15 protein-coding genes are annotated in these 21,784 nt (G+C 60.5%); 9 read left to right on the plus strand and 6 right to left on the minus strand.

From position 1 onward, the window contains the following. Window positions 1-47: 47 nt before the first annotated feature. A complete protein-coding gene (locus QRN38_RS01650) occupies window positions 48-506 on the minus strand; it encodes a GNAT family N-acetyltransferase (protein WP_005620970.1) in 459 nt (152 codons plus the stop codon). A 225-nt stretch (window positions 507-731) separates the two neighbouring features. Here QRN38_RS01650 and QRN38_RS01655 point away from each other — a divergent pair, with 225 nt between their 5' ends. Beyond that, window positions 732-1,487: a substrate-binding periplasmic protein gene (locus QRN38_RS01655; RefSeq protein ID WP_005762952.1), complete on the plus strand. Its 756-nt coding sequence runs from the start codon at window positions 732-734 to the stop codon at window positions 1,485-1,487. Here the strand turns inward: QRN38_RS01655 and yccS are convergent. The 5 genes from yccS to aceE all read right to left on the minus strand — a co-directional run bounded on the left by yccS (window position 1,450) and on the right by aceE (window position 11,315). Continuing rightward, window positions 1,450-3,648 carry a YccS family putative transporter gene (yccS, locus tag QRN38_RS01660; protein WP_032621962.1) on the minus strand — a complete coding sequence of 733 codons (2,199 nt, stop codon included), beginning with the start codon at window positions 3,646-3,648 and terminating at the stop codon, window positions 1,450-1,452. The two genes, QRN38_RS01655 and yccS, sit on opposite strands and share 38 nt — an antisense overlap. Window positions 3,649-3,783: 135 nt before the next feature. Further along, window positions 3,784-4,962 (minus strand): BaiN/RdsA family NAD(P)/FAD-dependent oxidoreductase, encoded by a 1,179-nt coding sequence (locus QRN38_RS01665; RefSeq protein WP_057419037.1) that lies wholly within the window; start codon window positions 4,960-4,962, stop codon window positions 3,784-3,786. Between the two features lie 176 nt (window positions 4,963-5,138). Next, window positions 5,139-6,518, minus strand: coding sequence for an ATP-dependent RNA helicase DbpA (gene dbpA / locus QRN38_RS01670; protein WP_005762956.1), 1,380 nt, complete (start codon window positions 6,516-6,518; stop codon window positions 5,139-5,141). A 362-nt stretch (window positions 6,519-6,880) separates the two neighbouring features. Next, window positions 6,881-8,527 carry a dihydrolipoyllysine-residue acetyltransferase gene (aceF, locus tag QRN38_RS01675; protein WP_007244575.1) on the minus strand — a complete coding sequence of 549 codons (1,647 nt, stop codon included), beginning with the start codon at window positions 8,525-8,527 and terminating at the stop codon, window positions 6,881-6,883. Window positions 8,528-8,669: 142 nt separating this feature from the next. Then, on the minus strand, window positions 8,670-11,315 hold the full coding sequence (gene aceE / locus QRN38_RS01680) for a pyruvate dehydrogenase (acetyl-transferring), homodimeric type (RefSeq protein ID WP_003377141.1): 2,646 nt from the start codon (window positions 11,313-11,315) through the stop codon (window positions 8,670-8,672). Window positions 11,316-11,699: 384 nt separating this feature from the next. On the opposite strand from aceE, the gene glnE reads away from it, so the two are divergent. From glnE to QRN38_RS01720, 8 genes are all read left to right on the plus strand, one after another. Next, window positions 11,700-14,657 (plus strand): bifunctional [glutamate--ammonia ligase]-adenylyl-L-tyrosine phosphorylase/[glutamate--ammonia-ligase] adenylyltransferase, encoded by a 2,958-nt coding sequence (glnE, locus tag QRN38_RS01685; RefSeq protein ID WP_057419038.1) that lies wholly within the window; start codon window positions 11,700-11,702, stop codon window positions 14,655-14,657. Window positions 14,658-14,786: 129 nt separating this feature from the next. Next, the gene (gene waaF, locus QRN38_RS01690; RefSeq protein WP_057419039.1) at window positions 14,787-15,821 is read left to right on the plus strand and encodes a lipopolysaccharide heptosyltransferase II; all 1,035 of its coding nucleotides are present in this window, start codon (window positions 14,787-14,789) and stop codon (window positions 15,819-15,821) included. A gap of 2 nt (window positions 15,822-15,823) precedes the next feature. Next, complete coding sequence (gene waaC, locus QRN38_RS01695) at window positions 15,824-16,888, plus strand: lipopolysaccharide heptosyltransferase I (RefSeq protein ID WP_057419040.1); 1,065 nt, start codon at window positions 15,824-15,826, stop codon at window positions 16,886-16,888. Next, a complete protein-coding gene (locus QRN38_RS01700; protein WP_057419041.1) occupies window positions 16,888-18,009 on the plus strand; it encodes a glycosyltransferase family 4 protein in 1,122 nt (373 codons plus the stop codon). The genes waaC and QRN38_RS01700 overlap by 1 nt, the downstream gene beginning before the upstream one ends. Next, a complete protein-coding gene (gene rfaP / locus QRN38_RS01705) occupies window positions 18,009-18,815 on the plus strand; it encodes a lipopolysaccharide core heptose(I) kinase RfaP (RefSeq protein WP_003377136.1) in 807 nt (268 codons plus the stop codon). The genes QRN38_RS01700 and rfaP overlap by 1 nt, the downstream gene beginning before the upstream one ends. After that, on the plus strand, window positions 18,815-19,549 hold the full coding sequence (locus QRN38_RS01710) for a lipopolysaccharide kinase InaA family protein (RefSeq protein WP_007244579.1): 735 nt from the start codon (window positions 18,815-18,817) through the stop codon (window positions 19,547-19,549). The genes rfaP and QRN38_RS01710 overlap by 1 nt, the downstream gene beginning before the upstream one ends. After that, window positions 19,546-20,307 carry a lipopolysaccharide kinase InaA family protein gene (locus QRN38_RS01715; RefSeq protein ID WP_005762965.1) on the plus strand — a complete coding sequence of 254 codons (762 nt, stop codon included), beginning with the start codon at window positions 19,546-19,548 and terminating at the stop codon, window positions 20,305-20,307. The genes QRN38_RS01710 and QRN38_RS01715 overlap by 4 nt, the downstream gene beginning before the upstream one ends. A gap of 30 nt (window positions 20,308-20,337) precedes the next feature. Next, a complete protein-coding gene (locus tag QRN38_RS01720; protein WP_007244580.1) occupies window positions 20,338-21,783 on the plus strand; it encodes a lipopolysaccharide kinase InaA family protein in 1,446 nt (481 codons plus the stop codon). Window position 21,784 lies beyond the last annotated feature (1 nt).

Genomic DNA, 21,784 nt, shown 5'->3' on the forward strand with positions numbered 1-21,784 from the left:
TGAAAGGGCGTAAAGCAAGGCTTGCAGCTGAAAGCTTGCAACGGCCCCTACTCCAGATCGCGGCGCATGCCGATGTGCGGGATGTCGTCTTCCAGATAGACTTCGCCCACCGGGTTGAAGCCATAACGGCTGTAGTAGCCCTGCAAGTGCGCCTGAGCCGACAGATAGATCGGTTGGTCGGGCCATTTGCGCTCGGCGTTTTCCAGTGCCTGAACCATCAGCTCGTGGCCAATGCCTCTGCTGCGTATCGAAGGCGCGGTCACAACCCTGCCAATGGTCACATCACCACCCTGCTGAATCGGGTCCAGCAAGCGCAGGTAAGCAACCAGTTTGTCTTCCTGCCAGGCCATCAGGTGGCAGGTATCGCCTGTCAGGTCCTGTCCGTCCACGTCCAGATATACGCATTGCTGCTCAACCACAAACACCTCGGCACGCAATTGCAGTACGGCGTAGAGCTGCTGGATGCTCAGCTCGGTGTGATGTTTGCAGATCCAATTGATAGACATGTCGCAGACTCGCAGGGAAACCAGAAGCGAAGTCTAAACGTATCCAGCGACATTCCCAATAAACCCTGTCAACGAAGTGTGTGGCGTTGCAGAACGTGTTCACCTCGCCAGTTGTCTACCGACGGCTTCGGGTCTTCAATTAAAAGCAGCGGGCACTCTAATGCGTCGCGGTTTTGCTGCCGATAGGATTGCATCGGGCATACCGCTCTTTTCAGGAACCTGAGCATGTCGCAGTGGCTTCGAGCGGTTGGGTTGCTGGTCTTTCTGTTGATGGCAAACGCCACTGCAGCCGAAAAGTTGCGTCTTGTCGCTGACCCCTGGCCTCCGTTCACCGATGCGCTGCTGCTCAATGGCGGGCTGGCGACCGATATCGTCAACACGGCGTTGAAGCGCGCCGGGTACACGACCCTCTACGAACAGGTGCCTTGGGCGCGAGCGCTGCTGGGGTTGAGCGAGGGGCGTCACGATGTGCTCATCAATGCGTGGTTCAGCGAAGATCGCAAAAAAATAGGCCAGTTTTCTGCCGAATACTTGCTCAATCGTATTCGCTTCATCAAGCGCAAAGAGTCGCCCATCGACGCTCTGACTCACGAGCAACTGCACCATTACCTGATCGCCGTTGTGCGCGGCTATGCCTATTCGCCCGCATTCGACAGCGACGTTCTGCTCAAAAAGGTCCCGGTTCAGAACTTCTCCACGGCAGTGCGCATGCTCGCTGCTGAACGCGTGGACCTGACCCTGGAGGATGAGTATGTGGCGCGCTACAACCTTGCGCTGGAGGCCAACGAGGTTCGTGCTCGTGTCGAGTTTCTACCGGGCTCGTTGAGCGAAAACAGCCTGCATATTCTGGTCAGCCTGAAAAACCCCCATCACGCAAAGATCGTCGCCGACTTCGACCGGGAAATTGCCGCCATGAAAGCCGACGGCACCTATGAAGAACTGCTCAGACTGCACGGTCTGCAAGGGCCTCCGGAGCTTTGATCAGGTGAGCGGCGAGGGTGCGCAGCGGCGCCAGTTGACGGCAGATCAAGGCCAGTTGGGCCTGTACCAGACGCTGGCTTTCGTCCATCTCTTCGGGGAGCTGTTCCAGCTGAGTGGCCAGCGCTTCCTCGATGTCGCTTTGCACGGCGACAGACTTCTTGTCGGCCAGTCCTGCGGCGATTTCGTCAATACTGGCTGCCAGTGAGGTGCCCACGTTATCGATCAGGTGCTCGCGGACGTCGCTCGGCAATTGAGTATCGCGGTGGGCACCGAGGCCCGACAGGTAGCTCAGCAGCGTGTGTGACAGCACTAGAAAGCGGAAACCGACGTCTGCCTCCTTGCGGAAGTGACCGGGCTCCATGAGCATGTTGGCCAGGGTGGTGGACAGCGCGGCATCGGCATTGTGCGCGTTGCGCCTGGCCAGTCGGTAGGCCAGATCGTCACTTTTGCCCTTGGCGTATTGCTGCATGATCTGCCGCAAATACACGCTGTTGCAGGTCAGGGTATTGGCCAGCACCTTGTTCAGGCGTCGTCCCTGCCAGTCGGGCAGGAACAGGAACACTGCGAGCCCGGCGATCAGGCTGCCCAGCAAGGTGTCGAACAAGCGTGGCAGGAACAACCCGTAGCCGTCGCCGACCTGATTGAAGCAGAACAGCACCATGACCGTGATGGCGGCGGTCGAAAGCGTATAGCGGGTAGTGCGGTTAACGAAGAACACCACGCCAGCCAGCACCGCGCACATCGACTGCAGAATCGGGCTGGTGACCAGATCGAACAGCACCCAGCCGACGGTCAGGCCGATGGCCGTGCCGATGATCCGCTGACCTAGCTTGCGCCGGGTGGCGCCATAACTGGGCTGGCAGACAAAAACCGTGGTCAGGATGATCCAGTAGCCTTGCGACGGGTGAATCAGGTGCACCATCGCGTACCCGATGGTCAGCGCCAGCGGCAGGCGCAGTGCATGGCGGAACAGCAGCGAGGTCGGGGTCATCTGCAAACGCAGGCGCGTCCAGACGTCCTTGAGGTTGCGCGGCGAACGGTCGAGCAGGCTGCTGTCGGTGGCGTCGGCCACAGCGTCGGGGTTGCTGGCGTCGCTGATCAGGCGATCCAGCGTGCCTAGGTTGGCGGCCAGTGCACGCAGCGAGCGCAACAGGCCGCGCCATGCCGGGTTGCTCTGGATGCGCAGGTGCTCAAGCGAGGCCTGCAGGTCTTCCATGGCTTCTGCGAAGCTTGGGTCGTACACGAACGGCTGACGCAGCTGGATGGACTCTGACAGCGCCTGACAGGCAACGCCTTGCTGACGCAGCAGTCGCTGACAGCGGAACAGCACGTCGCTATGGAAGAACGCGTCGGCCAGCGAGTTGTAAGGGTAGTGCGACGAGCTGGCGCGCTCGTGGATGTCCTGAGCGATGAAATACAGTTTCAGGTAGCGGCTGACTTTCGAGCCAGGCCGACCACTGCCAACGCGGTGCAGAATGATTTCCTTGGTGGAGTTCAACGCCGCAACAACACGACCGTTCTGCTGCGCCAGTTCCAGGCGGCGGGCCTCCACATTGAGGGTGCGAATCGGCTCGAACAGCGTCGATTTGAGTTTCAGGTACTGCCCCAGTTCGCGGAACAACCGCGCCAGCGCCTGCTGCACCGGCTGGTTGGAAAACAGCATTTGCCACAGCACCGACAACAGGCCGTACCACGCGGCGCCTGCCACCAGCAGCATCGGCTCGTGCCAGAAGTCCAGCACCTCACCGCCGCGTTGATCGACGCCGATCATGGTGTAGACCGAGAGAATCAGCGTGCCGTAGGCAATCGCGCCATAGCGCTCGCCCAGCGCGCCAAGCATGGTCAGGCAGAAGCTGGCCAGCGCCAGAGAGCAGACGAACAGCCAGGGGTAGGGGAACAGCAGCTCTACAGCGAGTGCGGCGATGCTGAAGCACACCAGGGTCACGGCCAGTGCATTGAGCCGGCCTTGCCAACTGTCATCGGTCTCGGCCAGGGCGCTGGCGATAATCCCCAGGAACAGCGGGATCAGCAGGGCCATCTCGTTTTGATACCAGCACAGCGCCATGCTGCCGGTCAGTGCGATAAAAACCCGAACGCTATAGCTGAATTTATCCAGCGCCCACAATCGACGGAGAGTATGACGGAGAGATTTCGATGCCATGGATAAGCTGACGGCCCTGTTCGCAATTGATCGATCGTGCAGAAGGATATGTACAGGCCAAACGGCTGGCTGTACATCCGCTTCGCACGATTTGTACCGGTCTGCGGTGTTGCGATGTTAGTTCAAAACGTTACGTCAGGCGTATTGCGCTGCTGCATAGGCCGACGCCCAGGCCCACTGGAAATTGAAACCGCCCAGATGACCGCTCACGTCCAGCACTTCGCCCACAAAATAGAGGCCGGGTGATTTCAGTGATTCCATGGTCTTGGACGACACTTCACGGGTATCGATGCCACCCAGCGTTACTTCGGCGGTGCGATAGCCTTCGGTGCCTGCCGGGACCACCTTCCAGCTCGCCAGTTTTTCAGCGATGTCGGCCAGTTCAGCGTGGGTGTATTGCTTCATGGGCCTGGAAACGAACCAGTGTTCGGCGATCAGGTTGGCCATCTTCTTGGTGAAGATTTCCCCCAGCAGGGTTTTCAGCTCGCTGTTCGGGCGTTCGGCCTGTTGTCGCGTAAGCCAGGCGTGCACATCGTGGTCGGGCAGCAGGTTGATTTCGACGGTGTCGCCGGGCTGCCAGAACGAGGATATCTGCAGAATCGCCGGGCCACTGAGGCCGCGGTGCGTGAACAGGATGTTTTCGCGAAAGCTGGTGTCGTGGCAGCTGACCAGACAATCCACCGAGGTGCCGGACAGCTCGGTGCACAGCTCCTTGAGCTGATCGGTGATGGTGAACGGCACCAGCCCTGCGCGGGTGGGCAGCAGCGTGTGGCCGAACTGCTTGCCGACCTGATAGCCGAAGCCGGTGGCGCCCAGCGTCGGGATCGACAGCCCGCCTGTGGCGATGACCAGCGACTCGCAGCTCAGCGTACCCAGCGTGGTGTGCAGGCTGTAGCCGGATTCGGTTTTGTCGATCTGCTGCACGCAAGTGTCCATGTGCAGACTGACACCGGCCTGACGGCATTCCTCAAGCAGCATTTCCAGAATGTCACTGGACTTGTTGTCACAGAACAGCTGGCCGAGTTTTTTCTCGTGATACGGCACGCCATGTTTGGCGACCATCGCAATGAAATCCCACTGGGTGTAGCGGGCCAGGGCCGATTTGCAGAAGTGCGAATTCTGCGACAGGAAATTGGCCGGCTCGGTGTACATGTTGGTGAAGTTGCAGCGCCCGCCACCGGACATGAGAATCTTCTTGCCGGGTTTATTGGCGTGATCGATCAACATCACCTTGCGCCCGCGAGCGGCGGCGGTAAACGCACACATCAAACCTGCGGCGCCAGCGCCAATGATTACAACGTCAGTAACGGGCACAGCGTGTTTCCTCGATCTGTAGGTCGCGATCGTTCCCACGCTCCGCATGGGAATGCCTCTCGTGACGCTCTGCGTCACCTATCTGCGCCGCACCAACTATTCAAAATCGGACGCAGGGCGTCCAGAACTGCGTCCCCACGCGGGGCGTGGGGACGATAATCCAGCTAACGACTATTTCAGAGGATTCGTACGCGCAGCGATTTGCCTTTGATCTTGCCATTGTTCAGTCGCTCCAGCGCCTGTTTGGCCATGCTGCGTTCGACGGCGACGTAGGCCTGAAAGTCGAAGATTGCGATCTTGCCGACCTGGGTGCCCGCAATACCCGCTTCGCCGGTCAGTGCGCCGAGGATGTCGCCCGGACGCAGTTTGTCCTTGCGCCCGGAACCGATGCACAGCGTGGTCATGGCGGGCAGCAGCTTGCCGCCTTCCTTGATGCTCAGGCTGTCGTACTGCTGCCAGTTCAACGGGGCTTTCTGCAATTCTTCGATGGCGCGGGCGCGCTGGCTTTCCGACGGTGCCACGAGGCTTACCGCGATGCCTGTCTCGCCTGCGCGACCGGTACGGCCTACACGGTGAATGTGGATTTCCGAATCGCGGGCCAGTTCGACGTTGAGCACCATGTCCAGTGCATCGATGTCCAGACCGCGTGCGGCTACGTCGGTGGCGACCAGTACCGAAGTACTGCGGTTGGCGAACATCGCCAGCACCTGATCACGGTCACGCTGTTCCAGATCGCCATGCAGGCCGACCGCAGACATGCCTTTGGCGGTCAGGTGGTCGACCACTTCCTGAACCTGCTGCTTGGTGAAGCAGAACGCGACGCAGGACGTTGGACGAAAATGGCCGAGTACCTTGACCACGGCTTCCAGGCGCTGCTCTGGGGAGATCTCGTAGAAAATCTGCTCGATCTGGCTGTCGGCGTGCAGCGCTTCAACTTTGACAGTCTGTGGATCGCGCATGAACTTCGACGACAGTTGCTTGATGCCGACCGGGTAAGTGGCCGAAAACAGCAGGGTTTGGCGGCGCTGCGGGGTCTGCTCGATGATATCGGCGATGGAATCGTAGAAACCCATGTCCAGCATGCGATCGGCTTCATCGAGAATCAGCGTGTTCAGGCCGTCAAGCACCAGCGAGCCTTTGCGCAAATGTTGCTGAATGCGGCCTGGCGTGCCAACGATGATGTGCGCGCCGTGCTCCAGCGAGCCGATCTGCGGGCCAAAAGACACACCGCCGCAAAGGGTCAGCACTTTGATGTTGTCTTCCGAGCGGGCCAGACGACGGATTTCCTTGGCCACCTGATCCGCCAGCTCGCGGGTCGGGCACATGACCAGTGCCTGGCAGCCGAAGAAGCGCGGGTTGATCGGGTTGAGCAGGCCGATGCCGAACGCAGCGGTCTTGCCGCTACCGGTCTTGGCTTGCGCGATCAGGTCCATGCCCTTGAGGATCACCGGCAGGCTCTGCGCCTGAATCGGCGTCATTTCGGCATAACCAAGCGACTCCAGGTTAGCCAGCATGGCAGCAGACAGAGGCAGAGAATTGAAAGCGGTGTTAGTCACGACGGTGGACCTGCAAAACAAAAATGTCGCGCAGTGTATCACCCGCCAGCCAGACCTGGCACCGACCGCTCGGAATCGTACGCAGAGTTGCCAGAACGGCGAGGCTTTTGTGGACCGGGCGAAGCTTCGCTTGTCCGCGAAGGCGGTGTTTCAGACGGCGCATTTTCGGTGAACATACCGCCCCCTTCGCGGACAAGTCCGCTCCCACAGATAGTGAGTTTCAACTTTAGGTCGAGCGAATCTGTGTATGACGCTGGATAGCCAGACAAAAAAATCCCCGCTGGAGGGCGGGGTTGAGGTTCGAGCGTGGCAGCTCGCAAAGGTGTACGGCCTGGCCCGTCGTGGTGACGGGCCTGGCTGGCTTACAGCAGGATTGTGCGGATGTCCGTCAGCAATTCGCTCAAGCGCTTGGTGAAGCGGGCAGCAGCTGCGCCATTGATCACGCGGTGATCGTAGGACAGCGACAGCGGCAGCATCAGTTTAGGCTGGAAGGCTTTGCCGTCCCAGACAGGCTGGATGGTTGCCTTGGAAACACCGAGGATCGCCACTTCCGGCGCGTTGACGATCGGCGTGAAGCCGGTGCCGCCAATGTGGCCGAGGCTGGAGATGGTGAAGCAGGCGCCCTGCATGTCGTTTGCGGTCAGTTTCTTGCTGCGCGCCTTTTCAGCCAGTACGGCTGCTTCGGCTGCCAGTTGCAGCAGGCTCTTCTGATCGACGTCGCGGATGACCGGGACCAGCAGGCCGTCCGGGGTGTCCACGGCGAAGCCGATGTGCACGTACTTCTTGCGGATCACAGCCTTGCCGCTGGGTGCCAGCGAAGCGTTGAAGTCCGGCAGTTCCTTGAGCAGATGCGCGCAAGCCTTGAGCAGCAGCGGCAGCACGGTCAGCTTGACGCCAGCTTTCTCGGCAGCGCCTTTCTGCGCAACACGGAAAGCTTCCAGGTCGGTGATGTCGGCCTGGTCGAATTGCGTGACGTGCGGGATGTTCAGCCAGCTGCGATGCAGACCCGACGCACCCAGTTGCATCAGGCGAGTCATTGGCACTTCTTCGATTTCGCCAAAACGGCTGAAATCGACTTCCGGAATCGGCGGGATGCCCGAGCCGCCGCTTGCGCCGCCTGCTGGAGCTTCCTTGGCCTTCTGCATCATGGCCTTGACGTAAACCTGAACGTCTTCTTTCAGTACGCGACCGTGCGGGCCGGTGGCGCTGACCGCGCTCAGCTCGACGCCGAACTCGCGTGCCAGCTGACGAACAGCCGGGCCTGCGTGAACCTTGGCGCCGTCTTTGGCCGGTGCGGCCGGAGCGGGTGCAGCTTCGGCTTTAGGTGCAGGAGCAGCGGCCGGAGCAGCCGCTTCAGCCTTGGCCGGTGCGGCGGCCGGTGCGCTGGCGGCAGGCGCCGGTGCAGCAGCAGGCGCTGCGCCTGCGACTTTCAGTTTCAGGATCAGGTCGCCGGTGCCGACTTCCTGGTCCAGCTTGACTTCGATGCTTTCGATAACGCCTGCGGCAGGAGACGGGATCTCCATGCTGGCCTTGTCGGACTCAAGGGTGATCAACGATTGATCAGCCGTGATGCTGTCACCGACCTTGACCATCAGTTCGATGATCTTGGCCTTGCCTGACGAACCGATGTCCGGAACATGAATGTCTTGAACGGTGGCGGCGGCAGCCGGAGCTGGCTCGGCAGCAGCGGGTGCGGCTTCGGCAGGTTTTTCAGCAGCGGCAGGGGCCGCGGCGGCTGCAGGTTCGGCAGCAGGTGCCGGCGCGGCAGAGGCTTCGCCTTCCACTTCCAGCTCGAACAGCTCGTCGCCTTCTTTCAGGCGGTCGCCCAGCTTGACCTTCATGGCCTTGATGACGCCAGCCTTGGGAGCAGGGATTTCCATGCTCGCCTTGTCCGATTCAAGCGTCAGAACGCTCTGGTCGGCTTCGATGCGATCACCGACCTTGACCATCAATTCAATGACTTCGCCTTCACCGTTGCCGATGTCGGGTACGCGAATTAACTCACTCACTATGTCTCTCCTTAGGAGAACCTGTTCACTCACGAATACGCTGGCTCAGGTACAACGAAACAGCCTGGATGCTCATTTACGATGGGTAAATTCCGCATCCTCGGCTGTTTACGCTCTGATCAGCGCTCTTGAAGCAGAGCCTTTAGCAGTCCAGTGGATTGCGTTTTTCAGGATCGATGCCGAACTTGACGATGGCTTCCGCCACGACTTTAGGTTCGATATCGCCACGATCAGCCAAGGCTTCCAGAGCTGCCAGCACAACGAAGTGGCGATCGACTTCAAAGAAGTGACGCAGCTTCTTGCGGCTGTCGCTACGGCCGAAACCGTCGGTGCCCAACACTTTGTATTCCTTGGTCGGAACCCACTGACGAATCTGGTCCGCGAACAGCTTCATGTAGTCCGTCGAGGCAATGACCGGGCCTTTGCGACCGTTGAGGCATTGCTCAACATAGCTCAGTTCCGGCTTCTGGCCCGGGTGCAGGCGGTTGTTGCGCTCTACAGCCAGACCGTCGCGACGCAGTTCGTTGAAGCTGGTCACGCTCCACACGTCAGCACCGATGTTGAACTCGTCGCGGAGAATCTTCGCCGCTTCGCGAACTTCACGCAGGATGGTGCCCGAACCCAGCAACTGGACGTGGTGCGCCGCTTCTCTGGTGTCTTCTTCGAGCAGGTACATGCCCTTGACGATACCTGCCTCGACACCGGCCGGCATTGCTGGCTGCGCGTAGGATTCGTTCATCACGGTCAGGTAGTAGAAAACGTCCTGCTGTTCTTCGAACATCAGGCGCATGCCGTCCTGGATGATCACTGCCAGCTCGTAACCGTACGTCGGGTCGAAGGTGCGGCAGTTCGGGATGGTCGATGCCAGGATGTGGCTATGACCGTCTTCGTGCTGCAGGCCTTCGCCGTTCAGGGTGGTACGACCGGCGGTGCCGCCGATCAGGAAGCCACGGGTGCGGCTGTCGCCAGCGGCCCAGGCCAGGTCACCAATGCGCTGGAAACCGAACATCGAGTAGAAGATGTAGAACGGAATCATCGGCTGATTGTGGCTGGAATACGAAGTACCGGCAGCGATGAAGGAGGACATGGCGCCCGCTTCGTTGATGCCTTCTTCGAGAATCTGGCCTTTCTTGTCTTCGCGATAGAACATCACTTGTTCTTTATCGACTGGCTCGTAGAGCTGGCCGACCGACGAGTAGATGCCCAACTGGCGGAACATGCCTTCCATGCCGAAGGTACGTGCTTCGTCAGGGATGATCGGCACGATGCGCTGACCGACTTCCTTGTCCTTGACCAGTTGCGTCAGGATGCGCACGAAGGCCATGGTGGTGGAAATTTCGCGGTCGCCCGAGCCGTCAAGGATGGCCTTGAGGGTGTCGAGTGGCGGGGTCGGCAGGTTGAAGCTCTTGGCGCGACGCTGCGGTACGAAGCCACCCAGCGCAGCACGACGCTCGCTCAGGTAACGGGCTTCGGCGCTGCCTTCTTCCGGCTTGTAGAACGGCAGGGCTTCAAGCTCTGCGTCCTTGACCGGGATGTCGAAGCGATCACGGAAGTGACGCAGGCTGTCGACATCGACCTTCTTGGTGTTGTGCGCAGTGTTTTTCGCTTCGCCGGCGCCGGTGCCATAACCTTTGATGGTCTTGGCCAGAACCACGGTCGGTTGACCCTTGTGGTTGACGGCTTCGTGGTACGCCGCGTAGACCTTGTACGGGTCGTGGCCGCCACGGTTGAGTTTCCAGATCTCGTCGTCGGACAGATCGGCAACCATGGCCTTGAGCTCAGGCGAATTGAAGAAGTGCTCGCGAACGAACGCGCCGTCCTTGGCTTTGTAGTTCTGGTATTCGCCGTCGATGACTTCGTCCATACGACGTTGCAGGATACCGTCGACGTCCTTGGCCAGCAGTGGGTCCCAGAAACGGCCCCAGATGACTTTGGTGACGTTCCATTGCGCGCCACGGAACACGCCTTCCAGTTCCTGGATGATCTTGGCGTTGCCGCGAACCGGGCCGTCGAGGCGCTGCAGGTTGCAGTTGACGACGAAGATCAGGTTGTCGAGCTTCTCGCGACCGGCCAGGGCGATGGCGCCCAGGGATTCCGGCTCGTCGGTCTCGCCGTCACCCAGGAAGCACCAGACTTTCTGCTTGCCTTCCGGAATGTAACCGCGGTGCTCCAGGTACTTCATGAAGCGCGCCTGGTAGATCGCCTGGATCGGGCCAAGGCCCATCGATACCGTCGGGAACTGCCAGAAATCCTTCATCAGCCACGGGTGCGGGTAAGAAGACAGGCCTTTGCCGTCGACTTCCTGACGGAAGTTGTTCATCTGGTCTTCAGTGATGCGGCCTTCGAGGAACGCACGGGCGTAGACGCCTGGCGATGCGTGACCCTGGAAGTAGATCAGGTCGCCGCCGTGTTCGTCGGTCGGGGCCTGGAAGAAGTAGTTGAAGCCGATGTCGTACAGGGTGGCGCTGGAGGCGAAGCTGGAGATGTGGCCGCCCAGATCCGGGTCGCCGATGTTGGTTTTGACAACCATGGCCAATGCGTTCCAGCGCACCAGCGAGCGAATGCGGCGTTCCATGAACAGGTCGCCAGGCATGCGTGCTTCGTGGGTGACAGGAATCGTGTTGCGGTATGGCGTGGTGATGGCGTACGGCAGCTGCGAACCACTACGGGTGGCCAGCTCGCCCAGACGGGTCATCAGGTAGTGAGCGCGGTCTTCGCCTTCTTTGTCGAGAACCGATTCCAGGGCGTCCAGCCATTCCTGGGTTTCGACGGGATCGAGGTCTTGCATGGCTTGCTCCAGGGCGGAAAGGCTTCCAGAATCGGTTGCCTGAGTTTGCGACTGGCCTTGTGGGCAGACGACATAAATTCTTGGATTACCGGAGGGTGGGATCCGGCGGCGTGTAGTTTTACTACAAATCGACGACGATTTCAGCCCTCCGAGTATCGGACCCAGTAGTAAAACTACAGAGAAGCGACTCAATCGCTCCTGTTGTCTTGTAACTTAAAACGTTACTGTTGATCGCTATTGAATATCTTGCAGGGAAAAAACGGATTTTTATGCTTCTAATTTGATTTTTCCAGCAATTTATAACCTTTGTTCGACAAGCGGTGCTGGCAGACGTATCTCGCCGTCATGGCGAGCGGCCGTTTGCACGCCGATCAAGGATAGACCATGAGCCTACCTTCACTGGCCGATTTTCCGGCTATTTTGCTGCCGTTGATTACCCGTGCCCGGCAAACCTGGCGCACCGCCCTGACTGAATTGTCCGCTGAAGCGCTGGCGTCTTTCGAGGCCTGGCCCGAGGCACGCCGCACGGCATTTGACCGGGTGTGCGCGGCCAGCGACTTTGTTACCGAGCAAATCTGCCGCGATCCGCAGATGCTCCTGCAACTGGCCGGTTCGGGCGAGCTGGAGCGTAGCTTTTCTGTCGGCGAGTTGCGCGGGCAAATTGCCGATGCGCTGTCGAGCGCCGTCACCGAGGACGAGCTGGGGCGTAATCTACGTCGGCAGCGCGCACGCCAGCAAGTGCGAATCATCTGGCGCGATCTGACCCGCCAGGCAGATTTGATCGAAACCTGCCGCGATCTATCGGAAATGGCCGATGCCTCGATCGACCTTGCCTACCAATGGCTCTATCCGCGCCATTGTCAGCAGTTCGGTACGCCGACCGGTCGCCATTGCGGCCTGCCGCAACAGATGGTCATTCTCGGCATGGGCAAACTCGGCGCGGTCGAGCTGAACCTGTCGTCGGACATCGACCTGATTTTTGCCTACCCGGAAGGCGGCGAGACGGTCGGCACCAAGCGTGCATTGGACAATCAGGAGTTTTTCATTCGCCTGGGCCAGCGGCTGATCAAGGCGCTGGACCCGGTGACGGTTGACGGCTTTGTGTTCCGCGTTGACATGCGCCTGCGGCCCTACGGTTCATCCGGGGCGCTGGTGCTCAGCTTCAATGCGCTGGAGCAGTATTACCAGGATCAGGGCCGCGACTGGGAACGCTACGCGATGATCAAGGCGCGGGTGGTCGGCGGTGATCTGGCGGCGGGTGCCGAATTGCTGGAAATGCTGCGCCCGTTTGTGTATCGCCGCTACCTGGATTTCTCGGCCATCGAAGCGCTGCGCACCATGAAGCAGCTGATTCAGCAGGAAGTGAAACGCAAGGGCATGGCGGAAAACATCAAGCTGGGTGCCGGCGGAATTCGCGAAGTCGAGTTTATCGCCCAGGCATTCCAGTTGATCCACGGTGGCCGCGACCTGAGCCTGCAACAGCGTCCGCTGTTCAACGTGCTGAAAACCCTCGAAGGGCAGGGCTATCTGCCTTCGGCGGTGACCGAAGAGCTGCGCGAAGGCTACGAATTTCTGCGTTACACCGAGCACGCCATTCAGGCGATTGCCGACCGCCAGACGCAAATGCTGCCTGACAACGAGCAGGATCAGGCGCGCATCGCCCTGATCATGGGCTTTGCCGACTGGGCCAGCTTTCACGAGCGCCTCATGTACTGGCGCAGCCGGGTGTCCTGGCATTTTCGTCAGGTCATCGCCGATCCCGATTCTGATCCGGACGACGAGCTGCAGGACGACAGTGAAGTGGTTGTGGGCGGCGAGTGGCTGCCCTTGTGGGAAGAGTCCCAGGATGAAGACGCAGCAGGCCGTCAGTTGTTGCAGGCAGGTTTTGTCGATACCGGCAAAGCGCTGAAAAGTCTGGCCGACCTGCGCAGCAGTCCGAATCTGCGCTCGATGCAGCGCCTGAGCCGTGAACGTCTGGATGCCTTCATTCCCCGGCTGCTGGCGCAGGCGGTGGAGCATGAAAAGCCCGATCTGGTGCTGGAACGGGTGTTGCCGTTGGTGGAGGCCGTTGCCCGGCGTTCGGCGTATCTGGTGCTGCTCACTGAAAACCCTGATGCGCTGCGCCAGTTGCTGACCCTGTGCGCTGCCAGCCCATGGATCGCCGAACAAATCGCGCGCTTCCCGCTGCTGCTCGATGAGCTGCTCAATGAAGGTCGTCTGTTCAATCCGCCGTTGGCACCGGAACTGGCGGCTGAGCTGCGTGAGCGGCTGGTGCGTATTCCTGAGGACGACCTCGAGCAGCAAATGGAGGCCCTGCGCCACTTCAAGCTGGCGCACAGCCTGCGGGTCGCGGCTTCCGAGATATCCGGCAGCCTGCCATTGATGAAAGTCAGTGATTACCTGACCTGGCTGGCCGAAGCGATTCTGGATCAGGTGCTGGCCCTGGCCTGGCGCTACAGCGTGGCCCGTCACGGCACGCCTTCCCGGCCCGACGGCACATTGTGCGATCCGGGTTTCGTGATTGTCGGTTATGGCAAGGTCGGCGGTATCGAGCTGGGTCATGGCTCTGATCTGGACCTGGTGTTCATTCATGACGGAGATTTGCAGGCCGAGACCGACGGGGCCAAGCCGATCGACAGTGCGCAGTTTTTCACCCGGCTGGGGCAGAGAGTGATCCATTTGCTGACCACGCAGACCAACTCCGGTCAGTTGTATGACGTCGATATGCGCCTGCGCCCGTCCGGTGCATCGGGGCTGCTGGTCAGTTCATTGGGTGCCTTCGCCCGCTATCAGGCCAATGAAGCCTGGACCTGGGAGCATCAGGCGCTGGTCCGCGCGCGGGTGCTGACCGGCAGTCGTGATGTGGGTGAGCAGTTCGAGAAAGTCCGGGCCGATGTGCTGGGTCGCGAACGTGATCTGGACACGCTGCGCGCCGAAGTCAGCGAGATGCGCGCGAAGATGCGTGACAACCTCGGCACCCGGCTGACGGCGGCGGGCAGGGCGGCCAATGCCTTCGAGGCGTCGGTGCCATTCGACCTCAAGCAGGACGCCGGTGGTATCGTCGATATCGAATTTATGGTGCAATACGCCGCCTTGGCGTGGTCCAGAGAGCATCCTGTGCTGCTGCAATACACCGATAACATCCGGATTCTCGAAGGGCTTGAAGAGGCCGGACTGTTGCCGGATGTGGACGCCAGCCTGTTGCGCGAAGCCTACAAGGCGTATCGCTCGGCGGCGCACCGTCAGGCCCTGCAGAAACAGGCGGGCGTGGTCGGCGGCGATCAGTTTCATGCCCAGCGGCGTGAGGTGATGCGGATCTGGGCGCAAATGGGGTTGAGCTGAGCCGCAAGGCAACGCCGTATTCCGCTGCGCCGCTATATAAAGCTATGACAGGGAGGCGACAGGTTGTGTGGGAATGTCACGCAGTCTGCTCGGCCTCCCTGATCGTTTCTGGTCGTTTTTGGATGAAGCATGAAAATTCTGATCGTTGGGCCTAGCTGGGTCGGTGACATGGTGATGGCGCAAACGCTGTTCCAGTGCCTGAAACAGCGCCATCCCGAGTGCGAAATCGACGTGTTGGCCCCTGAATGGAGCCGTCCGATACTGGAGCGCATGCCAGAGGTTCGCGCTGCGCTCAGTTTTCCGCTTGGTCACGGTGCGCTTGAACTGGCGACCCGTCGGCGCATCGGCAAGTCCCTCGCTGGCCAGTACGACCAGGCCATTCTGCTGCCCAACTCGCTGAAATCCGCGCTGGTGCCGTTTTTCGCCGGTATCCCGAAACGCACCGGCTGGCGCGGTGAATTTCGTTACGGCCTGCTCAATGACGTGCGCACCCTGGACAAGCAGCGCTACCCGCTGATGATCGAGCGTTTCATGGCGATGGCCTTCGACAAGGGCACCGAGCTGCCACGTCCTTACCCTCAGCCCAGCCTGCGCATCGACTCCACGACGCGCGATGCGGCCTTGAGCAAGTTTGGCCTTAGCCTCGACCGTCCGGTGCTGGCGCTGTGCCCTGGCGCCGAGTTCGGCGAGTCCAAGCGCTGGCCTGCCGAGCACTACGCGCAAGTGGCCGAAGCCAGCATTCGTGAAGGCTGGCAGGTCTGGCTGTTCGGTTCTAAAAAAGATCATCCGGTCGGTGAGAGCATTCGGCAGGAACTGATCCCCGGCCTGCGTGAAGAGTCCGTCAACCTCAGCGGTGACACCTCGCTGGCCGAGGCCATCGACCTGCTGTCGTGTGCCGACGCCGTGGTGTCCAACGATTCGGGCCTGATGCATGTGGCCGCCGCGCTGAATCGCCCGCTGGTGGCGGTCTACGGTTCCACATCGCCAGGCTTCACGCCGCCGCTGGCCGACGAAGTCGAAGTGGTCCGCCTGGGCCTGGAATGCAGCCCCTGTTTCGAGCGTACCTGCCGTTTTGGCCATTACAACTGCATGCGTCTGCTTGAGCCGGACGCCGTGATTCAGGCTCTGACCCGCCTGAGCAGCACTCCGGTCGAGGTCGCCTGATTTTGCGGGTACTGCTGATCAAGACGTCTTCACTGGGTGATGTGATCCATGCCTTGCCGGCGCTGACCGATGCGGCCCGGGCGTTGCCCGGCATCCGCTTTGACTGGGTGGTCGAGGAAGGTTTCGCCGAGATTCCCGCCTGGCATCCGGCGGTCGATGCGGTCATCCCGGTCGCGATCCGCCGCTGGCGCAAAAACCTCTGGCAAACCTTCCGCTCAGGCGAATGGCGGCGCTTCAAGGCGCATGTCCGCGAGCAGCGTTACGATCTGGTGATCGACGCTCAAGGCCTGTTCAAGAGTGCCTGGCTGACGCGCTACATCGATGCGCCGGTGGCGGGTCTGGACCGCGATTCGGCACGTGAGCCGGTGGCCAGTCGCTTTTATGACCGTGCCTTGCCGGTGGCACGCGGGCAGCATGCCGTCGAACGGCTGCGTCAGTTGTTTGCCCAGGCGCTGGGCTATCCGCTGCCGTCCGGCATGGGCGATTACGGGCTCAAGCCACTGGCGGCTCTGGACGACACGTTGCAGGCACCGTTTGTGCTGTTTTTGCACGGTACAACGTGGGACACCAAGCATTGGCCCGAGCTTTACTGGCGTCAACTGGCCGAATTGATGGCCGCACGTGGCTTGCATGTGCAGTTGCCGTGGGGCAATCCGACCGAAAAAGCGCGTGCCGAACGCATCGCCGAAGGTCTGGAGAGCGCCCATGTGCTGCCGAAACTGAACCTGGCGGGCGTCGCGCGGGTACTGGCCAGCGCGCAGGCCTGCGTAGCGGTCGATACCGGCATCGGGCACCTGGCCGCAGCGCTGGATGTGCCGACTGTCTCTCTCTTCGGCCCGACCAATCCGGGCCTGACCGGGGCCTACGGCAAGTCGCAGGTGCATCTGGCCAGCGACTATCCGGGCTGCACGCCGTGCCTGCAAAAGAAATGCACCTACCAACCGAGCGCCGACGATCAGCGCCGGTTCGACCTTAAGCGCGAGTGGCCGTTGTGCTTCACTCGCTTGAATCCCGAGCGAGTAGCGAGCCAACTGGGCGCGCTGTTGCTGGCAAAGGAACCTGGCTAATGCAACTGGCTTTTGTACTCTACAAATACTTTCCATTTGGCGGCCTGCAACGCGATTTCATGCGCATTGCGCTGGAATGTCAGCAGCGCGGCCATCAAATTCGCGTTTACACGCTGATCTGGGAAGGCGACGTGCCGCCCGGTTTTGAAGTGCTGGTGGCTCCGGTCAAGGCGTTCTTCAATCACCGGCGCAACGAAAAGCTCACTGCGTGGATGGAAGCGGACCTGGCTGTACGCCCGGTGGACCGTCTGATCGGTTTCAACAAGATGCCAGGGCTGGACGTGTATTACGCCGCTGACGGTTGTTTCGAGGACAAGGCGCAAAACCTGCGCAGCCCGCTGTATCGCAAGTGGGGACGTTATCGCCATTTCGCCGATTACGAGCGCGCCGTGTTCGCCAGGGACTCGAAAACCCAGGTCTTGATGATCTCCGAAGTGCAGCAACCGCTGTTCATCAAACATTACGACACCCCGTTGTCGCGCTTCCACCTGTTGCCACCGGGCATTTCCCAGGACCGTCGCGCACCGCCAGACGCTGCCGCCATTCGCGCCGACTTTCGCAAGGAGTTCGGCCTTGCCGACGATGACCGGTTATTGGTGCAAATCGGCTCCGGTTTCAGGACCAAGGGCGTAGATCGCAGCCTGAAAGCACTTGCGGCTTTGCCGGCAAACATGAAGAAACACACTCGCTTGTTTGTAATCGGCCAGGACGACCCCAAAGTATTCCAGTTGCAGAGCGCTGCGCTGGGGTTGGGCGATCAGGTGACGTTCATGAAAGGGCGCAGCGATATTCCGCGCTTCCTGCTCGGTGCCGACTTGCTGATCCACCCGGCCTACAACGAAAACACCGGCACGGTATTGCTCGAAGCACTGGTGGCCGGGCTGCCGGTACTGGTCAGCGCAGTGTGTGGTTACGCCCATTATATTGCCGAGGCCGATTGCGGGCGGGTTCTGGATGAGCCGTTCGATCAGGTGCAGCTCAATCGCTATTTGACCGACATGCTTCAGGATGATGCTGCGCGCAGCGCCTGGAGTCGCAACGGTCTGGCCTTTGCTGACACAGCAGACCTTTACAGCATGCCGCAACACGCTGCGGATGTGATTCTGGCGGAGCACTATTGATGAAGTTGTTCCTTGCTGAACCGTTCAAGAGCCTGTGGGCCGGGCGCGATGCATTCGCCGAGGTCGAGGGCCTGAGCGGTGAGGTCTACCGCGAGCTGGAAGGACGTCGCACGCTGCGCACCGAAGTTGACGGGCGTGGCTACTTCGTCAAGATCCACCGCGGCATCGGCTGGGGCGAAATTGCCAAGAACCTGGCAACCGCCAAATTGCCGGTGCTGGGGGCGGGCAAGGAATGGGACGCTATCGAGCGTCTGCATGAGGTCGGTGTGCCGACCATGACCGCTGTGGCGTATGGCGAGCGTGGCAGCAACCCCGCCGCGCAGCACTCGTTTATCGTCACCGAAGAGTTGGCACCGACCACCAGCCTGGAGGACGTCAGCCTCAACTGGCGCACCGAGCCACCCGAGCCGCGCCTGAAAAGGGCGTTCATTGCCGAAGTCGCCAGACTGGTCGGGATGATGCACCGGGCGGGCGTCAACCATCGCGATTGTTACATCTGTCATTTTCTGTTGCACACCGACAAGCCGGTGACCGCTGACGATTTCAGGCTGTCGGTTATCGATCTGCACCGTGCTCAGACCCGTCGGGCGATCACGCCACGCTGGCGCAACAAGGACCTTGCGGCGCTGTACTTTTCGGCGCTGGACATCGGCCTGACCCGTCGCGACAAACTGCGTTTTCTCAAGGATTATTTCCAGAAGCCATTGCGCGAAATACTGCTCAAGGAAGCCGCGCTGCTGACCTGGCTGGATAAAAAAGCCGACAAGTTGTATCAGCGTAAAGTGCGCTACGGGGATGCGCTCTGATGGCGGGTTGGAACCTTGAGCCCGAGTACACTTCTCTGGCGCGGGACTTCGGAAGCCTGGACGCCGTGTTCGCCTTGCAGGGCCAGCAGTTGACCCGTGATCCGCTTTCCGATGTCATCCGTGTCGAGCGTGCCGGCGTCTACTATTTCGTCAAACGCTACGTGGGCGCGGGCAAAGGCCTGCGCCGTTACATGGGCAAGCCCAGAGTCAAGTCCGAGTGGCAGAACCTCAAGCGCTTCGCCAAATGGGGCATTCCCACGGCCGAAGTTGTGGCCTGGGGGCTGGAGCGCAACGGCGCAGCGTACGATCGTGGCGCACTGATCACGCGTGGCTTGCCGAACACCGAAGACTTGTCGGCGCTGGCGCAACGCAAGGACCCGCGACTGGCCGATCGCCAGTGGGTCGATGGCATCAGCCGTCAGTTGGCGGCTTATACCCGGATCATGCACGACAACCATTTCACACATAACGATTTGAAATGGCGCAATCTGCTGGTCGATAACGAAGACAGACTGTTTTTCATCGATTGCCCCAACGGCGCATTCTGGTGGAGCTTCATGCTGCGCTACCGGATCACCAAAGATCTGGCGTGCCTGGACAAGGTTGCCAAGTATCATCTGTCGGCCACCCAGCGCCTGCGCTTCTATTTGCAGTACCGTCAGCGAGCGCGTTTGAACGCCGCCGACAAAAAACGAATTCGACACATCGTCAGCTTTTTCGAGGGCCGTGAATGAGCGTTTTTATTGCCAGTGCCGATCAGCCTTTGCTGATGCGTCACGACCTGGCTGATTTTGAATCGCTTTGGAATATCCGGCTCGATGCAGTCGATGAGCCCAACACCGGTCGAGGTGGCTGGAGCAGTGTGTTTCGCCTTGATCTGGACGGCCAGGGTTTCTACCTCAAGCGCCAGAGCAATTACCTGACGCACACGTTGCATCACCCGTTTGGCGAGCCTTCGTTTTCGCGTGAGTTTCGTAATATCAGCCGCTACCGCAAGCTGGGTATTCCGGCGCTGCAAGCGGTGTTTTACGGCGAGCGCAAGGTCGATGGCGAGCGCCGTGCAATCCTGATGACCCGCGCGCTGGATGGCTGGACCGATCTCGATGAGCTGTTGCAGCAATGGAGCGCGCTGGCCTCGGAGCAGCGTTCGGGGATACTTCAGGCCTGTGGTCTTCTTGCACGTACGCTGCATGGTGCGGGGCAGGTGCACGGCTGCTTCTACCCCAAGCATATTTTTCTTCAGGCGGTTGGCGCGGGCTATCAGGCGCAGTTGATCGATCTTGAGAAAACGCGCCCGGTGATCTTCGGCAAGCGTGACCTGGCCAGGGATCTGGAGCCGCTGCTGCGGCGTGCCCAGGTATGGAATGACGCCGAGCGGCGCGAGCTGTTGGCGGCTTATCTGCAAGCCACGCCCGACAGCCTGCTGGTCGACGCCTGGAGCGGGCGTCTGGGCAAGCGCAGCGCTCACAAACGTGACCTTCAACACCGATGATTTCAACACCGACGATAAAGAGACCCGTTGATGCGCTTGTCTGAACTCAAGAACGCGGGACGCACCCCCGAGTTGCCGATGAGCCTGACGCTGGCCGATGCGGCCGGCCCGGCCGAGTTGCAATTGCTGAGCTTGCTGCGCGTGTTGCCGGGGCAGCGTTATGTGGGTGCCGGTGTGTGGCGAGGCAGAACCGTGCTGGCAAAACTGCTGGTTGGCGACAAGGCCGCCCGGCACTTTCAGCGTGAACTGGCCGGGGTGCGTCTGCTTGCCGAGCAAGGCTTGACCACACCGCTGTTGCTGGCCGACGGCTTGCAGGAAGGCGAAGGTGGCTGGCTGTTGTTCGAGTTTCTGGAGCAGGCGTCAAGTTTGGGCGATGCCTGGACTGAGGTTCAGGAACTGCCGCCTCTGGCCGACGAGCAGCAAGCGGTGCTCGGCGAGGCGCTGACCGCCATCGCTCAGCAGCACGCCAAAGGCTTGTGGCAGGAAGATCTGCACCTGGACAATCTGCTGCGTCATAAGGGGCAGCTGTACCTGATTGATGGGGCGGGTATTCGCGCTGAGCAGGCCGGCAAGCCGTTGTCGCGGCAAAAGGTGCTGGAAAACCTCGGGGTATTCTTTGCTCAGTTGCCCAAGGCTTTCGAGCCGTTCACGGAAGAGCTGCTGGTGCATTATCTGCTGAGCAACGGCGAACATGGTTTGCCGATGGAGGCGCTGCAACGGCAGATCGACAAGGTTCGCAGCTGGCGGCTCAAGGATTTTCTCGGCAAGACCGTGCGCGATTGCAGCCTGTTCAGCGTCGAGGACACCGCATCGGTGTTTCGCGCCATTCGCCGCAACGAAGAAGCGGCTATGCTGCCGGTGCTTGAGCAGGCTGACGCCTTGCTCGGCAAAGGGCACTTGTACAAGACCGGTGGCGCGGCGAGCGTGGGGCGGGTCGAGGCCAGCGGTCGCACGCTGGTCATCAAACGTTACAACATCAAGAATTTCAGCCACTGGCTCAAGCGCTTCTGGCGCCCGAGTCGCGCCTGGCATTCGTGGCGCGAAGGCAATCGCCTGATGTTTCTCGGCATCGCCACGCCCAAACCGCTGGCGGTTCAGGAGCGGCGCTTCCTTGGTTTGCGCAGCAAAGCCTGGCTGGTCACCGAGTTTATCGACGGGCCGGACATCATCGAGCGCTTCGCGCCCTATGTCGAAAGCGGTGATGCACCTGAGGCCGAGTTGCTGGCCCTGGACACGCTGTTCGCACAACTTATCCAGGCGCGCATCAGCCATGGCGACTTCAAAGGGCACAACCTGTTCTGGCACAAGGACCGCTGGGCGATGATCGACCTGGATGCCATGCAACAGCACAGTTCGCAATCGTCCTTTGCAGCAGCCTACGCGCGTGACCGGGCGCGCTTCATGCGTAACTGGCCAGTGCACAGCGCGCTGCACCAGAAGCTGGAGCAGCGCTTGCCGAAGATCGAGCCGGCCTGAG

The organism is Pseudomonas sp. CFBP2511 (assembly GCF_030209255.1).
Taxonomy (GTDB): Bacteria; Pseudomonadota; Gammaproteobacteria; order Pseudomonadales; family Pseudomonadaceae; genus Aquipseudomonas; species Aquipseudomonas avellanae.

Bases quoted from the DNA above. Each gene is read 5' to 3' on its own strand.
- yccS (WP_032621962.1), bottom strand. From the start codon at position 3,648: ATGGCATCGAAATCTCTCCGTCATACTCTCCGTCGATTGTGGGCGCTG.
- QRN38_RS01655 (WP_005762952.1), top strand. From the start codon at position 732: ATGTCGCAGTGGCTTCGAGCGGTTGGGTTGCTGGTCTTTCTGTTGATG.
- QRN38_RS01715 (WP_005762965.1), top strand. From the start codon at position 19,546: ATGAGCGTTTTTATTGCCAGTGCCGATCAGCCTTTGCTGATGCGTCAC.
- waaF (WP_057419039.1), top strand. From the start codon at position 14,787: ATGAAAATTCTGATCGTTGGGCCTAGCTGGGTCGGTGACATGGTGATG.
- glnE (WP_057419038.1), top strand. From the start codon at position 11,700: ATGAGCCTACCTTCACTGGCCGATTTTCCGGCTATTTTGCTGCCGTTG.
- QRN38_RS01720 (WP_007244580.1), top strand. From the start codon at position 20,338: ATGCGCTTGTCTGAACTCAAGAACGCGGGACGCACCCCCGAGTTGCCG.
- QRN38_RS01700 (WP_057419041.1), top strand. From the start codon at position 16,888: ATGCAACTGGCTTTTGTACTCTACAAATACTTTCCATTTGGCGGCCTG.
- rfaP (WP_003377136.1), top strand. From the start codon at position 18,009: ATGAAGTTGTTCCTTGCTGAACCGTTCAAGAGCCTGTGGGCCGGGCGC.
- QRN38_RS01650 (WP_005620970.1), bottom strand. From the start codon at position 506: ATGTCTATCAATTGGATCTGCAAACATCACACCGAGCTGAGCATCCAG.
- aceE (WP_003377141.1), bottom strand. From the start codon at position 11,315: ATGCAAGACCTCGATCCCGTCGAAACCCAGGAATGGCTGGACGCCCTG.
- QRN38_RS01710 (WP_007244579.1), top strand. From the start codon at position 18,815: ATGGCGGGTTGGAACCTTGAGCCCGAGTACACTTCTCTGGCGCGGGAC.